Genomic DNA, 15835 nt, shown 5'->3' with positions numbered 1-15835 from the left:
ATAATACTCCATTCAATCAGCGCTTTTCTTGATTGAACCGCGATTACCATTTGGCCTCTATCCGATTTTTCCAGAACTTTATCCAGTTTTTGCAGAAACGTCTTTAAAGTACTATATATATAAATAGAAGAAGATTCAGCGATGATATAACTTGCTTGAGATCAATAAATAAATTTTGAAATTTTATTGGCAGAGGCCGTAACCAGATTCGCAATTTCGTCTTTAAATACATTTTCATCATAAGTACTAAGAGGACAGCTCACTGATAAAACTGCAACCATTTCCTGTTTAGACTGTTTAAAGATAGGAGCAGCACAGGCAGCCATATCATGATTAAAATGACCCCAGCTCACCATAAATTTTTGTTCACGTACTAAATCAAGTCTAGCTAGTAACTCTTTTAAATTTTTGGGTGTGCGCTCGGAAAAGGACTTCCAGTCCTGAAATTTGCTATAACGCTGCCGTACCTCGTTCTCAGGCAAACTTGAAAGTAGATATTGTCCAATTACTGTAGCATGGGCTGGCCATCGGGTTCCCACCTGTAAAGTACTCGTAAATGCCCCAATAGCCTGAACATTATGAATAAAAATAATGTGTGTTCCTTCAAGAACAGACAGATGTGCAGCAACCTGAGTTTGGTCCCGCAGTTCTTTCATAATAGGTGTAGCAAGATCGGTCAGCGAAAGTTTGGACAAGCTGTTAAATCCGAGCTCCATAACTTTTGAGTCTAGGGCATAGGTCTTGGCGCTGGCTTTTCTAAGATAACCTGATGCCTCAAGCGTGTAGATCAGGCGAAAAGCGCTCGAACGGTTCACATTTAGAATCTCTGCAATTTCAGAGATGGTCATTTCACTTGCTTCCTGATTAAAAGCCTGCAAAACAGCCAGCCCTCGGACTAGGCCTGGTACCAGATATCGTTCCTCATTCTTATTGTTTGAAAGGTCTTCAGTTGTATCGTCTAGTGCAACAGTCATGATGAAATTACTCAAACCAGTAAATTTTAATATAGTTTCAGATTCATTGTAATGTTAAAGAATAATTAAAACAATTTTCACATATAAAACTTTTGATTCTATTTAAAACAAAATTATTTTAATAAAAATATTAAATATTTGATTATTAGTAAAATATAAAATTTGACATAAAAAATAATTTAAGGGTATTCTTTTATAAAGTTTCTTATATTAAATATTGTTTTATATACAAAACAAAATGAGGACGCAAGGTATGAGTTGGATCTCAGTTTGTCAGCAGGGTGACGTTAGCGAAGATGAGCCGAAAGCCATCGAAATTGAAGGGAAAAAAATTGGTGTTTTTTTTGTCGATGAAAATTACTTTGCTATCGAAAATGTTTGCCCTCATGCGTATGCCTTATTAACCGAAGGATTTATCGAAGATCAGACTGTTGAATGTCCATTGCACGAAGCAATTTTTGACATTCAGACAGGTGAGCTAAAAAGTGGACCAGGGTGTAGAAACCTATGTACGTACCCGGTTCGTGTTGAAGGACAGGATATTCAAATTCAACTCTAGTCCTCACATGTACAAGGAAGCAGAACAATGAAGACATTTAATGAAAAGTTGGCAAGCTGGATTCATGCAACGCCAGCAACCGAAGCAGGTATCAACAATATTCAAGTTCCAGGTCAATCTGAATTGTTGGTTTGGCAGACACGTTATAAAGAACCAACTCTCTACGAACAAGACTTTGTAAAAAACTTGATTCAGGCATTTTCTGCGGGCGCAACTGAGTTAGATGAGGTTGTTTCTGCCCTTAATCAACAGGGTTTCCGTTGTGAATCTGGTGATGAATGGACTTCTGCAAGCTTTACAGAAGAAATGCAACGTTTAGGTTATTGATTCAGGGAAGAATAAAATGAACGCAATCGTATCAACTTCACAAAGCGCTGAAGAATATTTAGAACTTGGTTTACGTGACCAATGGCACCCGGTTTTAGCAAGTTGGGAAGTCGCTGCTAATCCAGTCGGAATTACTCGTTTAGGCGAAAATATTGTAGTTTGGCGTGATGCTGAAGGTCAGGTTCACGCGCTTGAAGATCGCTGTCCACATCGCGGTGCTCGTCTTTCACTGGGTTGGAATTTGGGTGACCGAGTTGCTTGCTGGTATCACGGTGTTGAAGTTCGTGCTGACGGTGTTGTTGCTGATGTGCCAGCCGTTCATGAATGTCCAATGACTGGTACTAAATGTTTAAAGAACTATCCTGTCATTGAGCAACATGGCGCAATCTTTATCTGGTTTGGTATTGATGCAAATGAACAACCAGCGCCGCTTGAGTTTCCAGAGCAACTTGCAAGCGAAGAGTGGAGTTCATTCCTTTGCCAAGCAGACTGGAAAGTAAACCATCAATACGCGATTGATAACGTGATGGACCCAATGCATGGGACCTATTTACACGCGACCTCACACTCGATGGCAGATGGTGAACGTACTGCAGAGATGAAACACCGCACGACCGATAATGGCTTTGTTTTTGAAAAAGAAGGTCAAACCGGTGTGAACTTTGACTGGGTTGAATATGGTTCAACAGGTGCAAGCTGGTTACGTCTTTCAATTCCATACCGCAAACAATTTGGCCCAGGTGGCGAATTCTGGATTGTAGGTTATGCAACGCCAATTGATGCCAACAATACTCGCGTATTTTTCTGGCGCTGCCGTAAGGTGAGTTGCTGGCAACGTAATGTATGGCGTTTCTTATATCGCAATCATTTAGAACAGTTGCATTGGGATGTATTGGAACAAGACCGAATTATTTTAGAAAACCTTGCGCCAAATGCCCGTGAAAAAGAATTCCTCTATCAACACGATGTGGGTCTTGCACGTTTACGCCGTTTAATGAAGAAAGAAGCCGAGAAGCAATTAAAGAAAATTGCTGCGTTAAATGCATCAAACCGTATCGAGATGCAGGAAGAAGCTCATGGCTAATGTAGCGTTGTTGCAAGGCAAAAAAGTTTTAGTGACTGGTGCTGCACGTGGTTTAGGCCGAGATTTTGCTCAAGCCATTGCTGAGGCTGGTGCTGAAGTCGTAATGGCAGATATTTTGTCTGACCTCGTGCAACAAGAAGCACAGGTCTTACAAAAACAAGGACTCAATGTTCATGCAGTAACAGTTGACCTTGCCAATGCAGACTCTATTGAAAATGCGGTTGCAAAAAGCATGGAAGTATTACAAGGACTAGATGGTCTTGTGAACTGTGCAGCGCTTGCAACCAATGTTGGTGGAAAAAATATGATTGATTACGATCCTGAACTTTGGGATCAGGTCATGAAGATTAATGTGAAAGGCACATGGCTCATTAGTAAGGCATGCGTTTCACATTTAAAGCAATCGGCCGCCGGCAAGATTATTAATGTTGCGTCAGATACAGCACTTTGGGGTGCGCCAAACCTGATGGCTTATGTGGCGAGTAAAGGTGCAATTGTTGCCATGACACGTTCAATGGCAAGAGAGTTGGGTCAGTTTAATATCTGTGTCAACACCTTATCTCCGGGCCTTACTCTGGTTGAGGCAACCGAGTATGTGCCTCAAGAACGTCATGATTTATATATCAACGGAAGAGCGATTCAACGTCAGCAACTTCCCCAAGATTTAAATGGAACAGCATTGTATCTACTGTCGGATTTGTCCTCTTTTGTGACAGGTCAAAATATTCCGGTCAATGGCGGTTTTGTCTTTAACTAAGGAGTGGTCAAATGATTACAGGGATCGAGATTTTAAAGTTTGGAGTTGAAGATAGAGCCGCTTCAAACAAGTTTTTGGCAGATTTTGGTTTAAGCCAAAGTACTTCAGATATTGAAGGTGCAGACTTATACCAGACTCAAAACGGTAGCAAAATTTATTTATTTAATTGTGATGATGACCGTTTGCCATCTGCTATTGAGCAAGGTTCAACTTTACGTGAAGTCACGTGGGGTGCTGATAGTCTTCAAGACCTTGAAGACTTGGCAGCTCGTTTGGCCGATGTAGACGGTTTTAAACGTACTGAAACGACAGTTCAGTGTCTTGACCCCAATGGTATGACCATTCGTTTTGAACAAAGTTTTGTAAAAGAAGTACCAGAACTTAAAACGGAAGGCATTAACCAGTACGGTAATATTCAACGTGTCAATGCAGCAAGCCCAGTTTATGAAAAAGGACAACCGGTAGCAATTGGACACGTTGTATTTTTTACGCCTGATCTGGCAACCACCGAGAAGTTTTACATTGAAAAATTAGGCTTTCATTTATCTGATGCTTACAAAAATCGTGGTGCATTCTTACGTTGTCGCGGTGAAGGTTATCACCATGATTTATTCCTGCTCAGTGTTCCAAATAAACCTGCTGGCCTGAACCACGTTGCGTTTGTTGTTCGTGATATTCATGAGGTAATTGGGGGCGGTTTACATATGAACCGTTCAGAGTGGTCAACTTTTATCGGGCCAGGACGTCATCCAATTTCTTCTGCTTATTTCTGGTACGTCAACTCACCATTGGGCGGTGCATTTGAGTATTACACCAATGATGACTATCTGACAGAAGAATGGCAACCACGTACAGAAGAACACTGCCTTGAACTTTTTACCGAATGGGCAATCGAAGGCGGTTTGGATAACACTACTCGCCGTCAGGTGAAGTCTTTGTAAAAAAATGCCTGAGCCAAGGAGAGCAGAATCATGGAAAGAATTGTAATTGTGGGAGCCGGGCAGGCTTCTGGCTGGGCCGTAAGCACATTACGCCAAAATGGGTTTTCGGGTGAAATTCATGTGGTCTCTAATGAAGAACAGGTCTTCTATGAGCGGCCACCTCTGTCTAAACAGGTCCTGTCTAGAGAGGCTGATTATGAAAGCCTAAGCTTATTCTCAGCTGATCAAATTGAGAGCTTTAATATTCAGTGGCACAAACCGGCTTTTGCTACACAGCTAGACCGTCAGCACAAACAGGTCATACTGCAAGATGGTAAAACTCTACCTTATGACAAGTTACTGATTGCTACAGGCAGCCGAGCACGGATACCAGTAAAAACCTGGCAGTTTATTCCTAATGTACTGACTTTACGAAATGTGCAGGACTGTGAATATTTGGCTGAACGTTTAGAAAAGGCAAATAAGGTAGCAGTGGTGGGTGGTGGGTGGATTGGTCTTGAAATCGCCGCTACTGCGCGAAAACAGGGCAAGCAAGTGCATGTTTTTGAATATGGAGACCGGTTGTGTGCACGTAGTGTCAGTCCAGAGCTTTCCAGTGTTTTAAAACAGATTCATGAACAGCAAGGCACGGTGATTCATTTAAAGAGTAAGCACTTGCATCTGGTTGAGGCGTATCAGCAAAAAGTAGAGGTTGTTAATTATCCTCAGGCCAGTGAACTCTTTGATTGTGTCGTTGTAGGAGCTGGTGCAGAAATTGCAAAAGAGCTGGGCAGCAACGCAGGTCTGAATGTGAAAGATGGGATTGTAGTGAACTGTTTTGGGCAAACTTCAGATCAGGACATTTATGCCGCAGGAGACGTCGCGATCCATCCGGGTTTGGGCTATTGCATTCAGTCTTGGGCGAATGCGCAGAATCAGGCGATTGCAGCCGCCAAGTCAATGCTCGGAATAGCAACTGAATATAACGATATTCCATGGCTCTGGTCGGATCAGTATCACTTTAATATCCAGATTTTAGGAAATTATCAACCTGAAAAAACTAAAGAAGTAATCATTCGTCAAGGTGGTGAAAACCAGGTGAGCTATTTATATCTGGACCATGAAAATCGTTTACTGAATATGGTTGCCATTAATGATTCCAAACTGGTCAAACTGGCAAAACGCTGGATTCAGTCTGAAACCCAGCTTAACCCTGAACAATTACAAGATCCTGAATTTAATGTCATGAAATTAAAACCTTAAACATTGAATCCGGCACTCATTACTAGACTCAAGGAAAGACATATGAGTAATGAAGAAAAAAATGGATTAAAGCACTGGCTTCCAGCTTTTGTCCTGATGGTATGCGTGGTACTGGCATTTTTCGACAAGATCAGTATCGCAGTTTTGTTTTCCGATGCGCATTTCCAGGATGCGATGGGGATCGCAGGTGACAAGGCAAAGCTGGGCTGGCTGATGACCAGTTTCTTGCTGGCTTATGGTTTTTCATCTGTATTTTTGAGTTTTCTGGGCGATATTTTTAATCCTAAAAAAATGCTGTTCTGGAGCGTAGCTGCATGGGGCATACTCATGCTTTTTATGGGATTTACCACCAGCTACGCAGGAATGTTATTTCTACGCGTATTGTTGGGGCTTGCAGAAGGACCACTCTTTGCGCTGGCATATACCATCGTTAAACAGACCTATACAGACCGGCAGCAGGCACGCGCCTCCACCATGTTTTTACTTGGTACTCCAATTGGCGCATTTCTAGGCTTTCCAATCACTGCCGCGGTACTGGCTAATCACGACTGGCATACCACATTCTTTGTAATGGCTGGACTTACGATTGTTGCTTTACTGGCTATTGTATTTGGATTACGTAATCTGCAACTCAAGAAAACCATTGAACTAGAATCTGGCGCTAAGCGCATCAATTTTCAAGGACATATTGCAAACACTAAATTCCTGTTACAGAACAGTTCGTTCTGGCTGGTATGCATATTCAATATCGCCTTAATGACTTATCTCTGGGGATTAAATAGTTGGGTCCCGTCTTATCTCATCCAGGATAAGGGCTTTAATCTTAAAGAGTTTGGTGTTTATTCAAGCTTTCCGTTTATTGCCATGCTGGTTGGTGAAATCATTGGCGCATTTCTTTCAGACAAACTGGGGCGACGTGCTGTTCAGGTCTTTAGCGGTTTGCTGGTAGCCGGAATCTTTATGTATGTCATGGTTCTGATGACTAATCCAATTCTGATCATTGCTGCGATGTCTTTAAGTGCCATGGCTTGGGGTTTTGGAGTAGCAGCGGTATTTGCTCTGCTTGCAAGAGTAACGACCTCAAATGTAGGGGCGACTGCAGGTGGAATATTTAACGGTTTAGGTAATTTTGCAAGTGCAATTGCGCCTGTTCTTATCGGTTACATCGTGATGCAAACACATAGTTTTAATTTAGGAATTACCTTCTTGGCTGCAGTCGCTGTCATTGGGTCGTTGTTCTTGGTTCCTCTTTTAAAACGTTATTAATTCACTGTATAGGAGTTTAAAAATGACTACACAACAATTCGAATCGTGGGCACAACCAGAGGGTGCTTCTTTAGAAGATTGGTTAAACACGCGTATTGCTCGCTTTGAGACACGTAAATATGACTTTGATGCCTTGAAGTTCCAGGCAGATTACGACCCTAAATATCGCCGTGCACAAATGCGTTACATGGGTACGGGTGCAACAGGTGTTGCAAATGACGGTAACACCGTTCCAGCAGAAAACTTTACGTTTTCAACCATGGTTCTACCACCACAGTGTGAAGGTCCTTTGCACATTCACCATGATGTTGAAGAAGTGTTTTTTATGCTTCGCGGCGAAATTGATTTGTTCATTGAGCACAACGGCGAAAAATTTGAAACCCGTTTAAAAGAGCGTGACCTGATTTCAATTCCACCGGGGATCTACCGTGGTTTGTTTAACCCAGGTCAAGAAGACGCCTTGATGTGCGTGATGTTGGGAACAGGTAAACCAACAATTCCTAACTATCCACCAGAGCATCCATTGTCTCAAATCAAACGTTAATTGTTTGATGAAGTGAATGAAAGGAAAGAATTAAAAATGATGACACTCATTGAAAAGTTAGCAGAATTTCCGGTGAAAACGGTCAATGTTCAAGGCCAGCAACAAGCCTATCGGGAAGCTGGTCAGGGCGAATACCTTGTGCTGTTGCATGGCATTAGTTCCGGTTCTGCTTCATGGGTAAACCAACTTGAAGTGCTGTCTCATCATTTTCATGTCATTGCCTGGGACGCACCGGGCTATGGCAAATCAGATGAACTTTTAACGGATCAACCGAATGCGACCGACTACGCAAAGCGTTTGGCAGCATTGTTCGATACTTTAAAAATTGAAAAAGCAATAGTGGTGGGACACTCATTAGGTGCCTTACAGGCCAGTGCATTTGCTGCACTTTACCCAGAGCGAGTGAAACACTTGGTGGTCGCTAACTTGGCGCAAGGCTATCAACGCCACGATGAACAGACACAAATTCAGGTTTTTGAAAAAAGACCAAAAATGTTGAAAGAACTCGGTGCTAAAGGAATGGCCCAAAGCCGTGGACCTCATTTGATTTATAAACAAGAGCCACAAGCCTTAGCTTTAGTTTCAGAGGTGATGCAGCAATTGACCCTACAAGGTTTCACCCATGCATCGTACTTACTGGCATATGACGAAATACGTAATTATTTAACCGATTTAAAAGTCCCATGCACAGTGATTGCAGGGCAGCAAGATCAAATCACTCCTGCGTTAGGTATACAAGAGCTTGCTCAGGAATTGCAGTTGGAACAGCGCTTCGTCATAGAAGATGCAGGACATTTAAGTTATGTCGACCAACCGCAAGCATTTAACCAAATTATGTTGACGATTCAGGAACAATCGTAAGAGAGATTAAGGATTATGAGCTTCCAAGTTGAAGGAAAAGTTGCAGTTGTTACCGGTGGCTCATCTGGGATTGGGCTGGCTGCTGTTGAAATACTGGTTGCAGAGGGTGCAAAAGTTGCTTGGTGTGGTCGCGATGAAGAACGTTTAAATGCTTCTAAGCACTATATTTTAGAAAAATTTCCATATGCCAATATTTTTACCAAAGCATGTAATGTGTTGAAAAAAGAAGATGTTCAGCAATTTGCCAAAGAGGTCAAACTCAATTTGGGCAACGTGGATATGCTCATTAACAATGCTGGGCAAGGTCGTGTTTCAAATTTTGAAAACACACAAGATGAAGACTGGATGAAAGAAATTGAGCTGAAATATTTCAGTGTATTACATCCGGTACGGGCTTTTCTTGATGACTTAAAACAGTCGGCAAATGCCTCAATTACCAATGTGAACTCGTTGCTGGCATTGCAACCAGAACCGCACATGATTGCGACTTCATCTGCACGCGCTGCACTGTTGAATTTAACCCATTCTTTGGCACATGAATTTACTCAATATGGCGTTCGTGTGAACTCGATTTTACTCGGTATGGTCGAATCTGCGCAGTGGAAACGCCGTTATGAGACCCGTTCAGATTTAAATCTGTCATGGGAAGAGTGGACCGGCAATATCGCAAAAAACCGTGGTATCCCAATGCAGCGTTTAGGCCGCCCGGAAGAGCCTGCACGTGCTTTAGTTTTCTTGGCATCACCATTGGCATCTTACACCACAGGTTCGGCAATAGATGTCTCAGGTGGTTTTAACAAACATTTATAAATATCAGGTGCTGTCATGAAAAAGTTGATGATGATTGGTTTTGGTGCAATGGCAGCAGAAGTGTATGCCCATTTGCCTCAAGATCTGCAACTCAAATGGATTGTAGTGCCATCTCGCAGCATTGAGAAAGTTCAATCACAAGTCTCATCTGACATTCAGGTGATTTCAGATATTGAGCAATGTGATGGTACACCAGACTATGTCATTGAGGTGGCAGGTCAAGCAGCAGTGAAAGAGCATGCTCAAAAAGTTTTAGCGAAAGGCTGGACCATTGGTCTGATTTCGGTGGGTACTTTAGCCGATAGCGAGTTTTTGGTTCAGCTTAAGCAAACTGCCGAAAAAAATGATGCCCATCTGCATTTACTTGCAGGGGCTATCGCAGGTATTGACGGTATTTCTGCTGCTAAAGAAGGTGGCTTGCAAAAGGTCACTTATAAAGGCTGTAAAAGTCCAAAAAGTTGGAAGGGCAGTTATGCAGAGCAATTAGTCGATTTAGGCCATGTTTCAGAACCTACGGTCTTTTTTACAGGAACTGCCCGTGAAGCTGCCATGAAATTTCCTGCCAACGCCAATGTTGCAGCAACCATTGCACTTGCAGGGCTTGGAATGGATGAAACCATGGTTGAGTTAACTGTTGATCCAACCATCAACAAAAATAAACACACCATTGTAGCAGAAGGTGGCTTTGGGCAAATGACCATTGAACTGGTGGGAGTACCGTTGCCAAGTAACCCGAAAACATCAACTTTGGCTGCGCTTAGCGTGATTCGTGCTTGTCGCAATAGTGTAGAAGCAATACAGATTTAAGAAGGATTTGATCATGGCAAAGGAAATTTATATTGCGGGTGAATGGCGATTAGGCCGTGGTGCAGTCATTCAAAGCCTGTTTCCGGCAGATCAGTCGGTTAACGCTGAGCTTTCAACAGCAACGCTTGAAGATGTAAATGAAGCAATTGAAAAAGCAGATCAGGCTTGGCGTGAACCGAGCTGGAGAAACAGCTTGCCGCATGAGCGTGCACGTATTCTCTACAAAGTTGCAGACATTATTGAAGCGCGTGTAGATGAATTATCGAAACTGCAAACCCGTGATAATGGAAAGCCTTTAACCGAAACTCGTGGTTTAGTCATGAGTGCGGCGGCAACTGCACGTTATGTTGCTGCGGCATGTGAAACGTTGAATGATGAATTAACAACTCAGCGTGCTCCAGACTTTATGACCATGAGTGTGCATGAACCAGTGGGCGTTGTGGCAGCCATTACCCCTTGGAACTCTCCAATTGCGAGTGAAGTTCAAAAGCTTGCTCCAGCTTTGGCAGCAGGAAATGCCGTGGTGTTAAAACCAGCAGAAGCAACTTCACTGATTGCTTTAGAGCTTGCCAAAATTTTTGAAGAAGCAGGTTTACCAAAAGGCTTACTCAGCGTGCTAGTTGGGCGCGGTTCTGTGATTGGTGATGCAATTGCTCAGCACCCATTGGTTCGTAAAATTTCTTTTACAGGTGGAACAACCACAGGTCGTCATTTGGCACATATTGCTGCAGATAAACTGATTACCACTTCGCTTGAGTTAGGTGGTAAGTCACCAACCATCGTTTTGCCGGATGCAGATGTCGAACTGGCTGCTAAAGGTGTCGCGTACGGAATTTTTAGTTCGGCAGGCCAAGCGTGTATCGCAGGTTCTCGTTTGTTTATTCATAGCAGTCTTTACGATCAGTTTTTAACACGTTTGGTTGAAATAACCAAAGGCTTACGTGTGGGCCATCCGGAACAAGCTGGTGTGCATTTAGGGCCACTGGTTAATGACAAACATTTGCAGTCAGTTGATCGCTATGTGCAACTTGCCAAAAGCGAAGGTGGTCAGGTTCTGATTGGTGGTGAGGCACTTACGACTGGTGACTATGCCAAAGGAAGCTATTACTTACCCACCATTATCACGGGCTTAAATAACAGTGCTCAAACCTGTCAGGAAGAAATTTTTGGCCCTGTTTTAGTCGTTATGAAATATGACAATGAGCAAGATTTAATTGCCCAAGCCAATGACAGTTGTTTTGGTCTTGCCGCAGGCATCTGGACTGAAAGCTATCGCAAAGCTTGGCGCATTGCACGTGCTTTAGAAGTGGGAACGGTATGGATTAATACCTACAAAAAATTCTCGATTAGTGCGCCGTTTGGTGGCTTTAAAGACAGTGGGATTGGGCGCGAAAAAGGCCGTTTGGGCATTTTATCGTACATGCAACAAAAGAGTATTTATATGGGGTTGAATGAACAGCCTAACCCTTGGTGCGATTAATAAATTCAAGGACTGAAAACAAATTTTGAGGAACAGACATGACTGAACGTGTAAATGTAGGCGAAGCAATCGCAAGAGTATTAGAAGCGCACCAAGTTGATAGTATTTATGGTGTTATTTCCATCCACAATTTACCTATTGCCGATGCAGTAGGGCGCCGTGAAAAAATGCGCTTTGTCGCAGCGCGTGGTGAAGCGGGTGCAGTCACCATGGCAGATGCACACTCACGTTTTAAAGGCTTAGGTGTAGCGCTGACCAGTACGGGTGCTGGGGCAGGTAATGCGGTGGGTTCACTGATTGAAGCAATGAATGCGGGTAGTCCTGTATTGCATTTAACTGGTCAAGTTGAGCGTGAATATCTCGACCGTGATGCAAGCTTCATCCATGAAACCAAAGACCAACTTACATTCTTACGTGCATCAAGCAAAGCGGCGTTCCGTATTACCAGCCCAGACAATGCTGTTGGTGTGATTCGTGAGGCTATTCGTGTTGCAACTACAGTTCCAATGGGGCCAGTAAGTGTTGAGCTACCCATTGATGTACAAGCAGCAGAGATTGATTTGCCATTTAACCTTGGGCCAGTGAAAGCACTTGAGTTGCCACAGGCAGAGCAAGCTGAAATTGATCTTCTGGTAAACGAAATCAAAAAAGCAAAACGTCCGATTTTCTGGATTGGCGGTGGAACTTTAAATAGCGTTGCAGAAGTGAAAGCAATTGCAGATTTAGGTATTCCGGTTGTTTCATCGACTCATGCTCGTGGGGTGTTGCCAGATGATCATCCACGTAGTTTAGGTGCGTTCCATAACTCGGCAGGCGTTGAGCAATTATTAAAAGATGCTGACTTAATGGTTGTGTTGGGTTCTCGTTTACGTAGTAATGAAACCAAAACTTATTCGGTTGAATTCCCTGAAAACATTATTCAGGTAGATGCCAACCCAGTGGCTCAGCAACGTAATTACAAAATCCGCAACTTCATTTGTGGCGATGCCAAAGATGTCTTAACACGTGTGTTAGAACAACTTCAAGGTACTTCAAAAGTTGATGCCGATTACGATGCTGCTGTAGTGGCGGCTAAACAAGCTGCCATTGATGCACTGCGCAAGCAAATCGATCAGTACGCATTAATTTGTGATCACTTACGTGCAGCTTTACCTCAAGACGGCATTTTTGTACGTGACATCACTATGTCGGGTAGTACATGGGGTAGTCGTTTATTCCCGGTACAAGCGCCAAACCAAAACATCCACTCACTTGCGGGTGCAATTGGTTTAGGTCTTGCAACAGCAATTGGTGCTTCGATTGCTAACCCTGACAAAAAAGTAATTGGTTTAGTTGGCGATGGCGGCTTAATGCTTGGCATTGGTGAAATTGCAACCATGGTGCAAGAAAACACCAACATGGTTTTAATGATTATGAATGACGGTGGTTATGGCGTAATGCGTGGCATTCAAAATAACTACTTTGGTGGTCGTCAGTATTTCAATGAATTGCATACGCCTGACTATAAACTTCTTGGCGAATCAATGGGTGTAAAAAGCTGGAAAGTCGGTAGTGCAGAAGAGTTTAAAACGGTTATTCAAGAGGCTGTCGCTTTTGAAGGGCCAACAGTGATTGAGCTCGATATGAACTCGATTGGACCATTAAACTTCGCGGGTCCACCGCAAAAGAAACTGTATTAACCAGTTTGGATGGTTTAGTACATGCGATGGAAGCTGCTAAGCCATCCTTTTTTTAGATAAAATTTTTTGTCTAAAAAACAATAAAAACTAAGTTTTATAGGTAAAACAAATAAAGTTTCAGCAGGACGCTGGAACTCAATCAAGGATGTAGAGATGAAAAAGACTTCATTGATCATGGCATTCATTGCACCGCTTACGCTGGGGGTAAGCGTCAATGCATTTGCAAAAGATTCATTGCTTGAATGGAAAAGTGCTGACGGCACCGACTCATTAAAGTTAGGTGGATTGGTTCGTTTAAATCAGCGCTATGAGAGTTGGGATAGCCCTAACCGTGGAATAGGTAAACTTGATTTTGATATTTTTAGAATTGATTTAAAAGGTACTTTTGATGGTGCATATCTAAACGCGAGTTATATCATTCAGGATCAGGAAAAAACATCAATCGAAAAGGCATATGTGGGTTATAACCTAGATGTCAATAACAGCATTGAAGCGGGTCTGGTTTATAAACCTTTTACGATTTATCCCTATCCGCAAAATGGCTGGACCTATCACATTCCATTTTTTTTAGGTTATGGCAATAATATTGCACCGGGGATTAACTGGAATTATCACGACAAAGATTGGGATGTAAAACTCGGCTATTATCCTGAGATGCTGGCAACTAACCTGCGCTATTCACCAGAAAGTGCAACTTATGATGACTTGGCCGGAAATGCATTTCCATCACAAAAAGCCTATCAGAATGAAAAGCGTAACCAGGTTAATACTCGCATTGTTCGCAAGTTAGAAACTGATTTTGGTAAGCAGGAGTTTGGTATATCGGGTGCAATTGCACAATTACATAATGATATTACCGATAAAGACGGCAAATATTATGCAGTCGGTTTGCATACTGAAAACAACTATAAGCGCTTTAACTTACAAAGTTCGGTCATTCACTATCAGTACGATGCTAAAAATCCGGATGGTGTAAATAGTGATATGACTTTGATGGGGGCAAACGGTTTAACGCCGGCATACTTTATAGCCTCTGAAGGTACAGTTACGAGTTTAAATCTGGCCTACACATTGCCGGTTAGGGATTTTGGAAAATTGAAAGCTATTCGTTTTTATAACGATTATAGTTATTTAGATAAAGCTCGTAATAACTGGTCCGATTCACAAATGAATACAACAGGAATGATGTTTATTGCATCACCATTTATGGTTTGGGCAGATTATACGTGGGGTAAAAACTCCAATATTATTGGTGGTTCAACTAATGCAACAGGTTTTACTACAGCTACTTCTGAAAATAGTGATAAATGGCTATACCGTATTAATTTAAATCTTGGATTTACTTTTTAAACTACTAAAAGGATTAAAGGCCAAGCTTAAAAAATGGCCTTTAATTTTATTAATGGCCTAAAAATAGATGAATCTGTCAAGAACTCTATTATATTTAAAAATTAATAACGCAGAAAATAAGGTAAAACGGCAAGCACTAAACCAATACTGCCCAACAGGAAAAGATTCTCTACAAAATAGGGAAAAATGATCAATATCAGGCCGCAGACTAAGGGAACAGTCATACTCTGTTTCCTGCCATATAAGAAATAGCCTAAACCAATAGAGCTAAAGAGCACTCCAAGCAACAGTTGTGTAGCGGTCATAAACTTAACCGATAATATTCTATATTTATTTTATAATACGAGAAATTGAAGAGGGAATGTAGCTGCTTCCGTCATTTTTAATTTATTGTAAATCAAAATATAAATGTCTATTAATCGCAGGGAGAAAGAGGGATGAGTATCAGCTTGCCAGTAGCCCAGCGTGGTGAAAAAGTTTTAACTTTAAAAGCTGCAGAAGTTTCAGAAAATGAATTTAACACTGAATGGCTAAGGCAGCTTGCTCAAGCTATGCACACGACTATGCTTGAGCAAAATGGAGTAGGAATTGCAGCACCACAGGTCTATATCTCTAAACGTATTATTATTGTGGCATCACGCTCTAATCCACGTTATCCCGATGCACCGGAAATGGAGGCAGTAGTGATGGTGAACCCGGAAATATTAGAATTTTCTAGAGAAACTAGTCTGGGAGAGGAAGGCTGCCTGAGTGTATCGGATGTGCGGGGTACTGTAGAGCGGGCTGAGACAGTTAAGCTGTGTTATTTAACTTTAGAGGGTGAACCAGTAGAAACAATATATAAAGGTTTCCCCGCCCGGATCATACAACATGAGATTGATCATCTGAACGGAATTTTATTTGTCGAGCGGTTATAGTAATCCAATGGTTCATCTTAGAATTCTATATTTATAAATATAAAATTAATTATATAGAAATAAATTTTTAAAATAGCCTAAGTATAAAAATCTGTTTTTATAAATATTTACGTCTACAATTTTTTGAAATGGGTAGGTTCACGTAAAAATATTGATTCTAATTTTTAGAACTCCTGAGTCATAAAACACAGTAAAAGTGCAGTTTTTTGCCTAACACTTTTCAAGTAGTTATGTTTA

The 15835-nt window shown here is 41.9% G+C and carries 17 protein-coding genes; 15 read left to right on the top strand and 2 right to left on the bottom strand.

Going from position 1 to position 15835, the window contains the following annotated elements:
* Positions 1-161: 161 nt before the first annotated feature.
* Positions 162-974 carry an IclR family transcriptional regulator gene (locus AC0VYT_RS08240; protein WP_005019800.1) on the bottom strand — a complete coding sequence of 271 codons (813 nt, stop codon included), beginning with the start codon at positions 972-974 and terminating at the stop codon, positions 162-164.
* Positions 975-1227: 253 nt separating this feature from the next.
* Here AC0VYT_RS08240 and AC0VYT_RS08235 point away from each other — a divergent pair, with 253 nt between their 5' ends.
* The 14 genes from AC0VYT_RS08235 to AC0VYT_RS08170 all read left to right on the top strand — a co-directional run bounded on the left by AC0VYT_RS08235 (position 1228) and on the right by AC0VYT_RS08170 (position 14681).
* Positions 1228-1533, top strand: a complete 306-nt coding sequence (locus AC0VYT_RS08235) for a non-heme iron oxygenase ferredoxin subunit (RefSeq protein ID WP_002117586.1) — start codon at positions 1228-1230, stop codon at positions 1531-1533.
* 27 nt (positions 1534-1560) lie between these two features.
* Positions 1561-1860: a recombinase-like helix-turn-helix domain-containing protein gene (locus AC0VYT_RS08230; protein WP_005019803.1), complete on the top strand. Its 300-nt coding sequence runs from the start codon at positions 1561-1563 to the stop codon at positions 1858-1860.
* 16 nt (positions 1861-1876) lie between these two features.
* A complete protein-coding gene (locus AC0VYT_RS08225) occupies positions 1877-2944 on the top strand; it encodes an aromatic ring-hydroxylating oxygenase subunit alpha (RefSeq protein WP_005019805.1) in 1068 nt (355 codons plus the stop codon).
* Positions 2937-3701 (top strand): SDR family oxidoreductase, encoded by a 765-nt coding sequence (locus AC0VYT_RS08220; RefSeq protein WP_005019809.1) that lies wholly within the window; start codon positions 2937-2939, stop codon positions 3699-3701. Before AC0VYT_RS08225 ends, AC0VYT_RS08220 begins: the two co-directional genes overlap by 8 nt.
* Positions 3702-3712: 11 nt before the next feature.
* Positions 3713-4642, top strand: a complete 930-nt coding sequence (locus tag AC0VYT_RS08215; protein ID WP_005019810.1) for a VOC family protein — start codon at positions 3713-3715, stop codon at positions 4640-4642.
* A gap of 30 nt (positions 4643-4672) precedes the next feature.
* Positions 4673-5884 carry an NAD(P)/FAD-dependent oxidoreductase gene (locus tag AC0VYT_RS08210; protein ID WP_005019811.1) on the top strand — a complete coding sequence of 404 codons (1212 nt, stop codon included), beginning with the start codon at positions 4673-4675 and terminating at the stop codon, positions 5882-5884.
* 42 nt (positions 5885-5926) lie between these two features.
* The gene (locus AC0VYT_RS08205; RefSeq protein ID WP_005019812.1) at positions 5927-7150 is read left to right on the top strand and encodes an MFS transporter; all 1224 of its coding nucleotides are present in this window, start codon (positions 5927-5929) and stop codon (positions 7148-7150) included.
* 22 nt (positions 7151-7172) lie between these two features.
* Positions 7173-7694 (top strand): cupin domain-containing protein, encoded by a 522-nt coding sequence (locus AC0VYT_RS08200; protein WP_002117566.1) that lies wholly within the window; start codon positions 7173-7175, stop codon positions 7692-7694.
* Between the two features lie 36 nt (positions 7695-7730).
* Positions 7731-8555 (top strand): alpha/beta fold hydrolase, encoded by an 825-nt coding sequence (locus AC0VYT_RS08195; protein ID WP_005019813.1) that lies wholly within the window; start codon positions 7731-7733, stop codon positions 8553-8555.
* A gap of 15 nt (positions 8556-8570) precedes the next feature.
* The gene (locus tag AC0VYT_RS08190) at positions 8571-9365 is read left to right on the top strand and encodes an SDR family oxidoreductase (protein ID WP_005019816.1); all 795 of its coding nucleotides are present in this window, start codon (positions 8571-8573) and stop codon (positions 9363-9365) included.
* A gap of 15 nt (positions 9366-9380) precedes the next feature.
* Positions 9381-10172, top strand: coding sequence for an aspartate dehydrogenase (locus AC0VYT_RS08185; RefSeq protein ID WP_005019818.1), 792 nt, complete (start codon positions 9381-9383; stop codon positions 10170-10172).
* 13 nt (positions 10173-10185) lie between these two features.
* Positions 10186-11652: an aldehyde dehydrogenase gene (locus tag AC0VYT_RS08180; protein WP_001040544.1), complete on the top strand. Its 1467-nt coding sequence runs from the start codon at positions 10186-10188 to the stop codon at positions 11650-11652.
* Between the two features lie 38 nt (positions 11653-11690).
* Positions 11691-13331, top strand: a complete 1641-nt coding sequence (locus AC0VYT_RS08175; RefSeq protein WP_005019821.1) for a thiamine pyrophosphate-binding protein — start codon at positions 11691-11693, stop codon at positions 13329-13331.
* Positions 13332-13484: 153 nt separating this feature from the next.
* Complete coding sequence (locus AC0VYT_RS08170; protein ID WP_005019822.1) at positions 13485-14681, top strand: hypothetical protein; 1197 nt, start codon at positions 13485-13487, stop codon at positions 14679-14681.
* Between the two features lie 101 nt (positions 14682-14782).
* Here the strand turns inward: AC0VYT_RS08170 and AC0VYT_RS08165 are convergent, their stop codons facing one another.
* Positions 14783-14986, bottom strand: coding sequence for a hypothetical protein (locus AC0VYT_RS08165; protein WP_005019823.1), 204 nt, complete (start codon positions 14984-14986; stop codon positions 14783-14785).
* 132 nt (positions 14987-15118) lie between these two features.
* Here AC0VYT_RS08165 and def point away from each other — a divergent pair, with 132 nt between their 5' ends.
* Positions 15119-15598, top strand: a complete 480-nt coding sequence (gene def / locus AC0VYT_RS08160) for a peptide deformylase (RefSeq protein WP_005019824.1) — start codon at positions 15119-15121, stop codon at positions 15596-15598.
* Positions 15599-15835 lie beyond the last annotated feature (237 nt).

The sequence above is a fragment of the Acinetobacter sp. QJM3NY_42 genome, from assembly GCF_056173745.1.
Note: the sequence above shows the minus strand (reverse complement) of the source record. Positions and strands in the feature narration are given on the sequence as shown.

Excerpts from the sequence above, each read along its gene's own strand:
- AC0VYT_RS08240 (WP_005019800.1), bottom strand. The coding sequence starts at position 974 with ATGACTGTTGCACTAGACGATACAACTGAAGACCTTTCAAACAATAAG.
- AC0VYT_RS08235 (WP_002117586.1), top strand. The coding sequence starts at position 1,228 with ATGAGTTGGATCTCAGTTTGTCAGCAGGGTGACGTTAGCGAAGATGAG.
- AC0VYT_RS08230 (WP_005019803.1), top strand. The coding sequence starts at position 1,561 with ATGAAGACATTTAATGAAAAGTTGGCAAGCTGGATTCATGCAACGCCA.
- AC0VYT_RS08225 (WP_005019805.1), top strand. The coding sequence starts at position 1,877 with ATGAACGCAATCGTATCAACTTCACAAAGCGCTGAAGAATATTTAGAA.
- AC0VYT_RS08220 (WP_005019809.1), top strand. The coding sequence starts at position 2,937 with ATGGCTAATGTAGCGTTGTTGCAAGGCAAAAAAGTTTTAGTGACTGGT.
- AC0VYT_RS08215 (WP_005019810.1), top strand. The coding sequence starts at position 3,713 with ATGATTACAGGGATCGAGATTTTAAAGTTTGGAGTTGAAGATAGAGCC.
- AC0VYT_RS08210 (WP_005019811.1), top strand. The coding sequence starts at position 4,673 with ATGGAAAGAATTGTAATTGTGGGAGCCGGGCAGGCTTCTGGCTGGGCC.
- AC0VYT_RS08205 (WP_005019812.1), top strand. The coding sequence starts at position 5,927 with ATGAGTAATGAAGAAAAAAATGGATTAAAGCACTGGCTTCCAGCTTTT.
- AC0VYT_RS08200 (WP_002117566.1), top strand. The coding sequence starts at position 7,173 with ATGACTACACAACAATTCGAATCGTGGGCACAACCAGAGGGTGCTTCT.
- AC0VYT_RS08195 (WP_005019813.1), top strand. The coding sequence starts at position 7,731 with ATGATGACACTCATTGAAAAGTTAGCAGAATTTCCGGTGAAAACGGTC.
- AC0VYT_RS08190 (WP_005019816.1), top strand. The coding sequence starts at position 8,571 with ATGAGCTTCCAAGTTGAAGGAAAAGTTGCAGTTGTTACCGGTGGCTCA.
- AC0VYT_RS08185 (WP_005019818.1), top strand. The coding sequence starts at position 9,381 with ATGAAAAAGTTGATGATGATTGGTTTTGGTGCAATGGCAGCAGAAGTG.
- AC0VYT_RS08180 (WP_001040544.1), top strand. The coding sequence starts at position 10,186 with ATGGCAAAGGAAATTTATATTGCGGGTGAATGGCGATTAGGCCGTGGT.
- AC0VYT_RS08175 (WP_005019821.1), top strand. The coding sequence starts at position 11,691 with ATGACTGAACGTGTAAATGTAGGCGAAGCAATCGCAAGAGTATTAGAA.
- AC0VYT_RS08170 (WP_005019822.1), top strand. The coding sequence starts at position 13,485 with ATGAAAAAGACTTCATTGATCATGGCATTCATTGCACCGCTTACGCTG.
- AC0VYT_RS08165 (WP_005019823.1), bottom strand. The coding sequence starts at position 14,986 with ATGACCGCTACACAACTGTTGCTTGGAGTGCTCTTTAGCTCTATTGGT.
- def (WP_005019824.1), top strand. The coding sequence starts at position 15,119 with ATGAGTATCAGCTTGCCAGTAGCCCAGCGTGGTGAAAAAGTTTTAACT.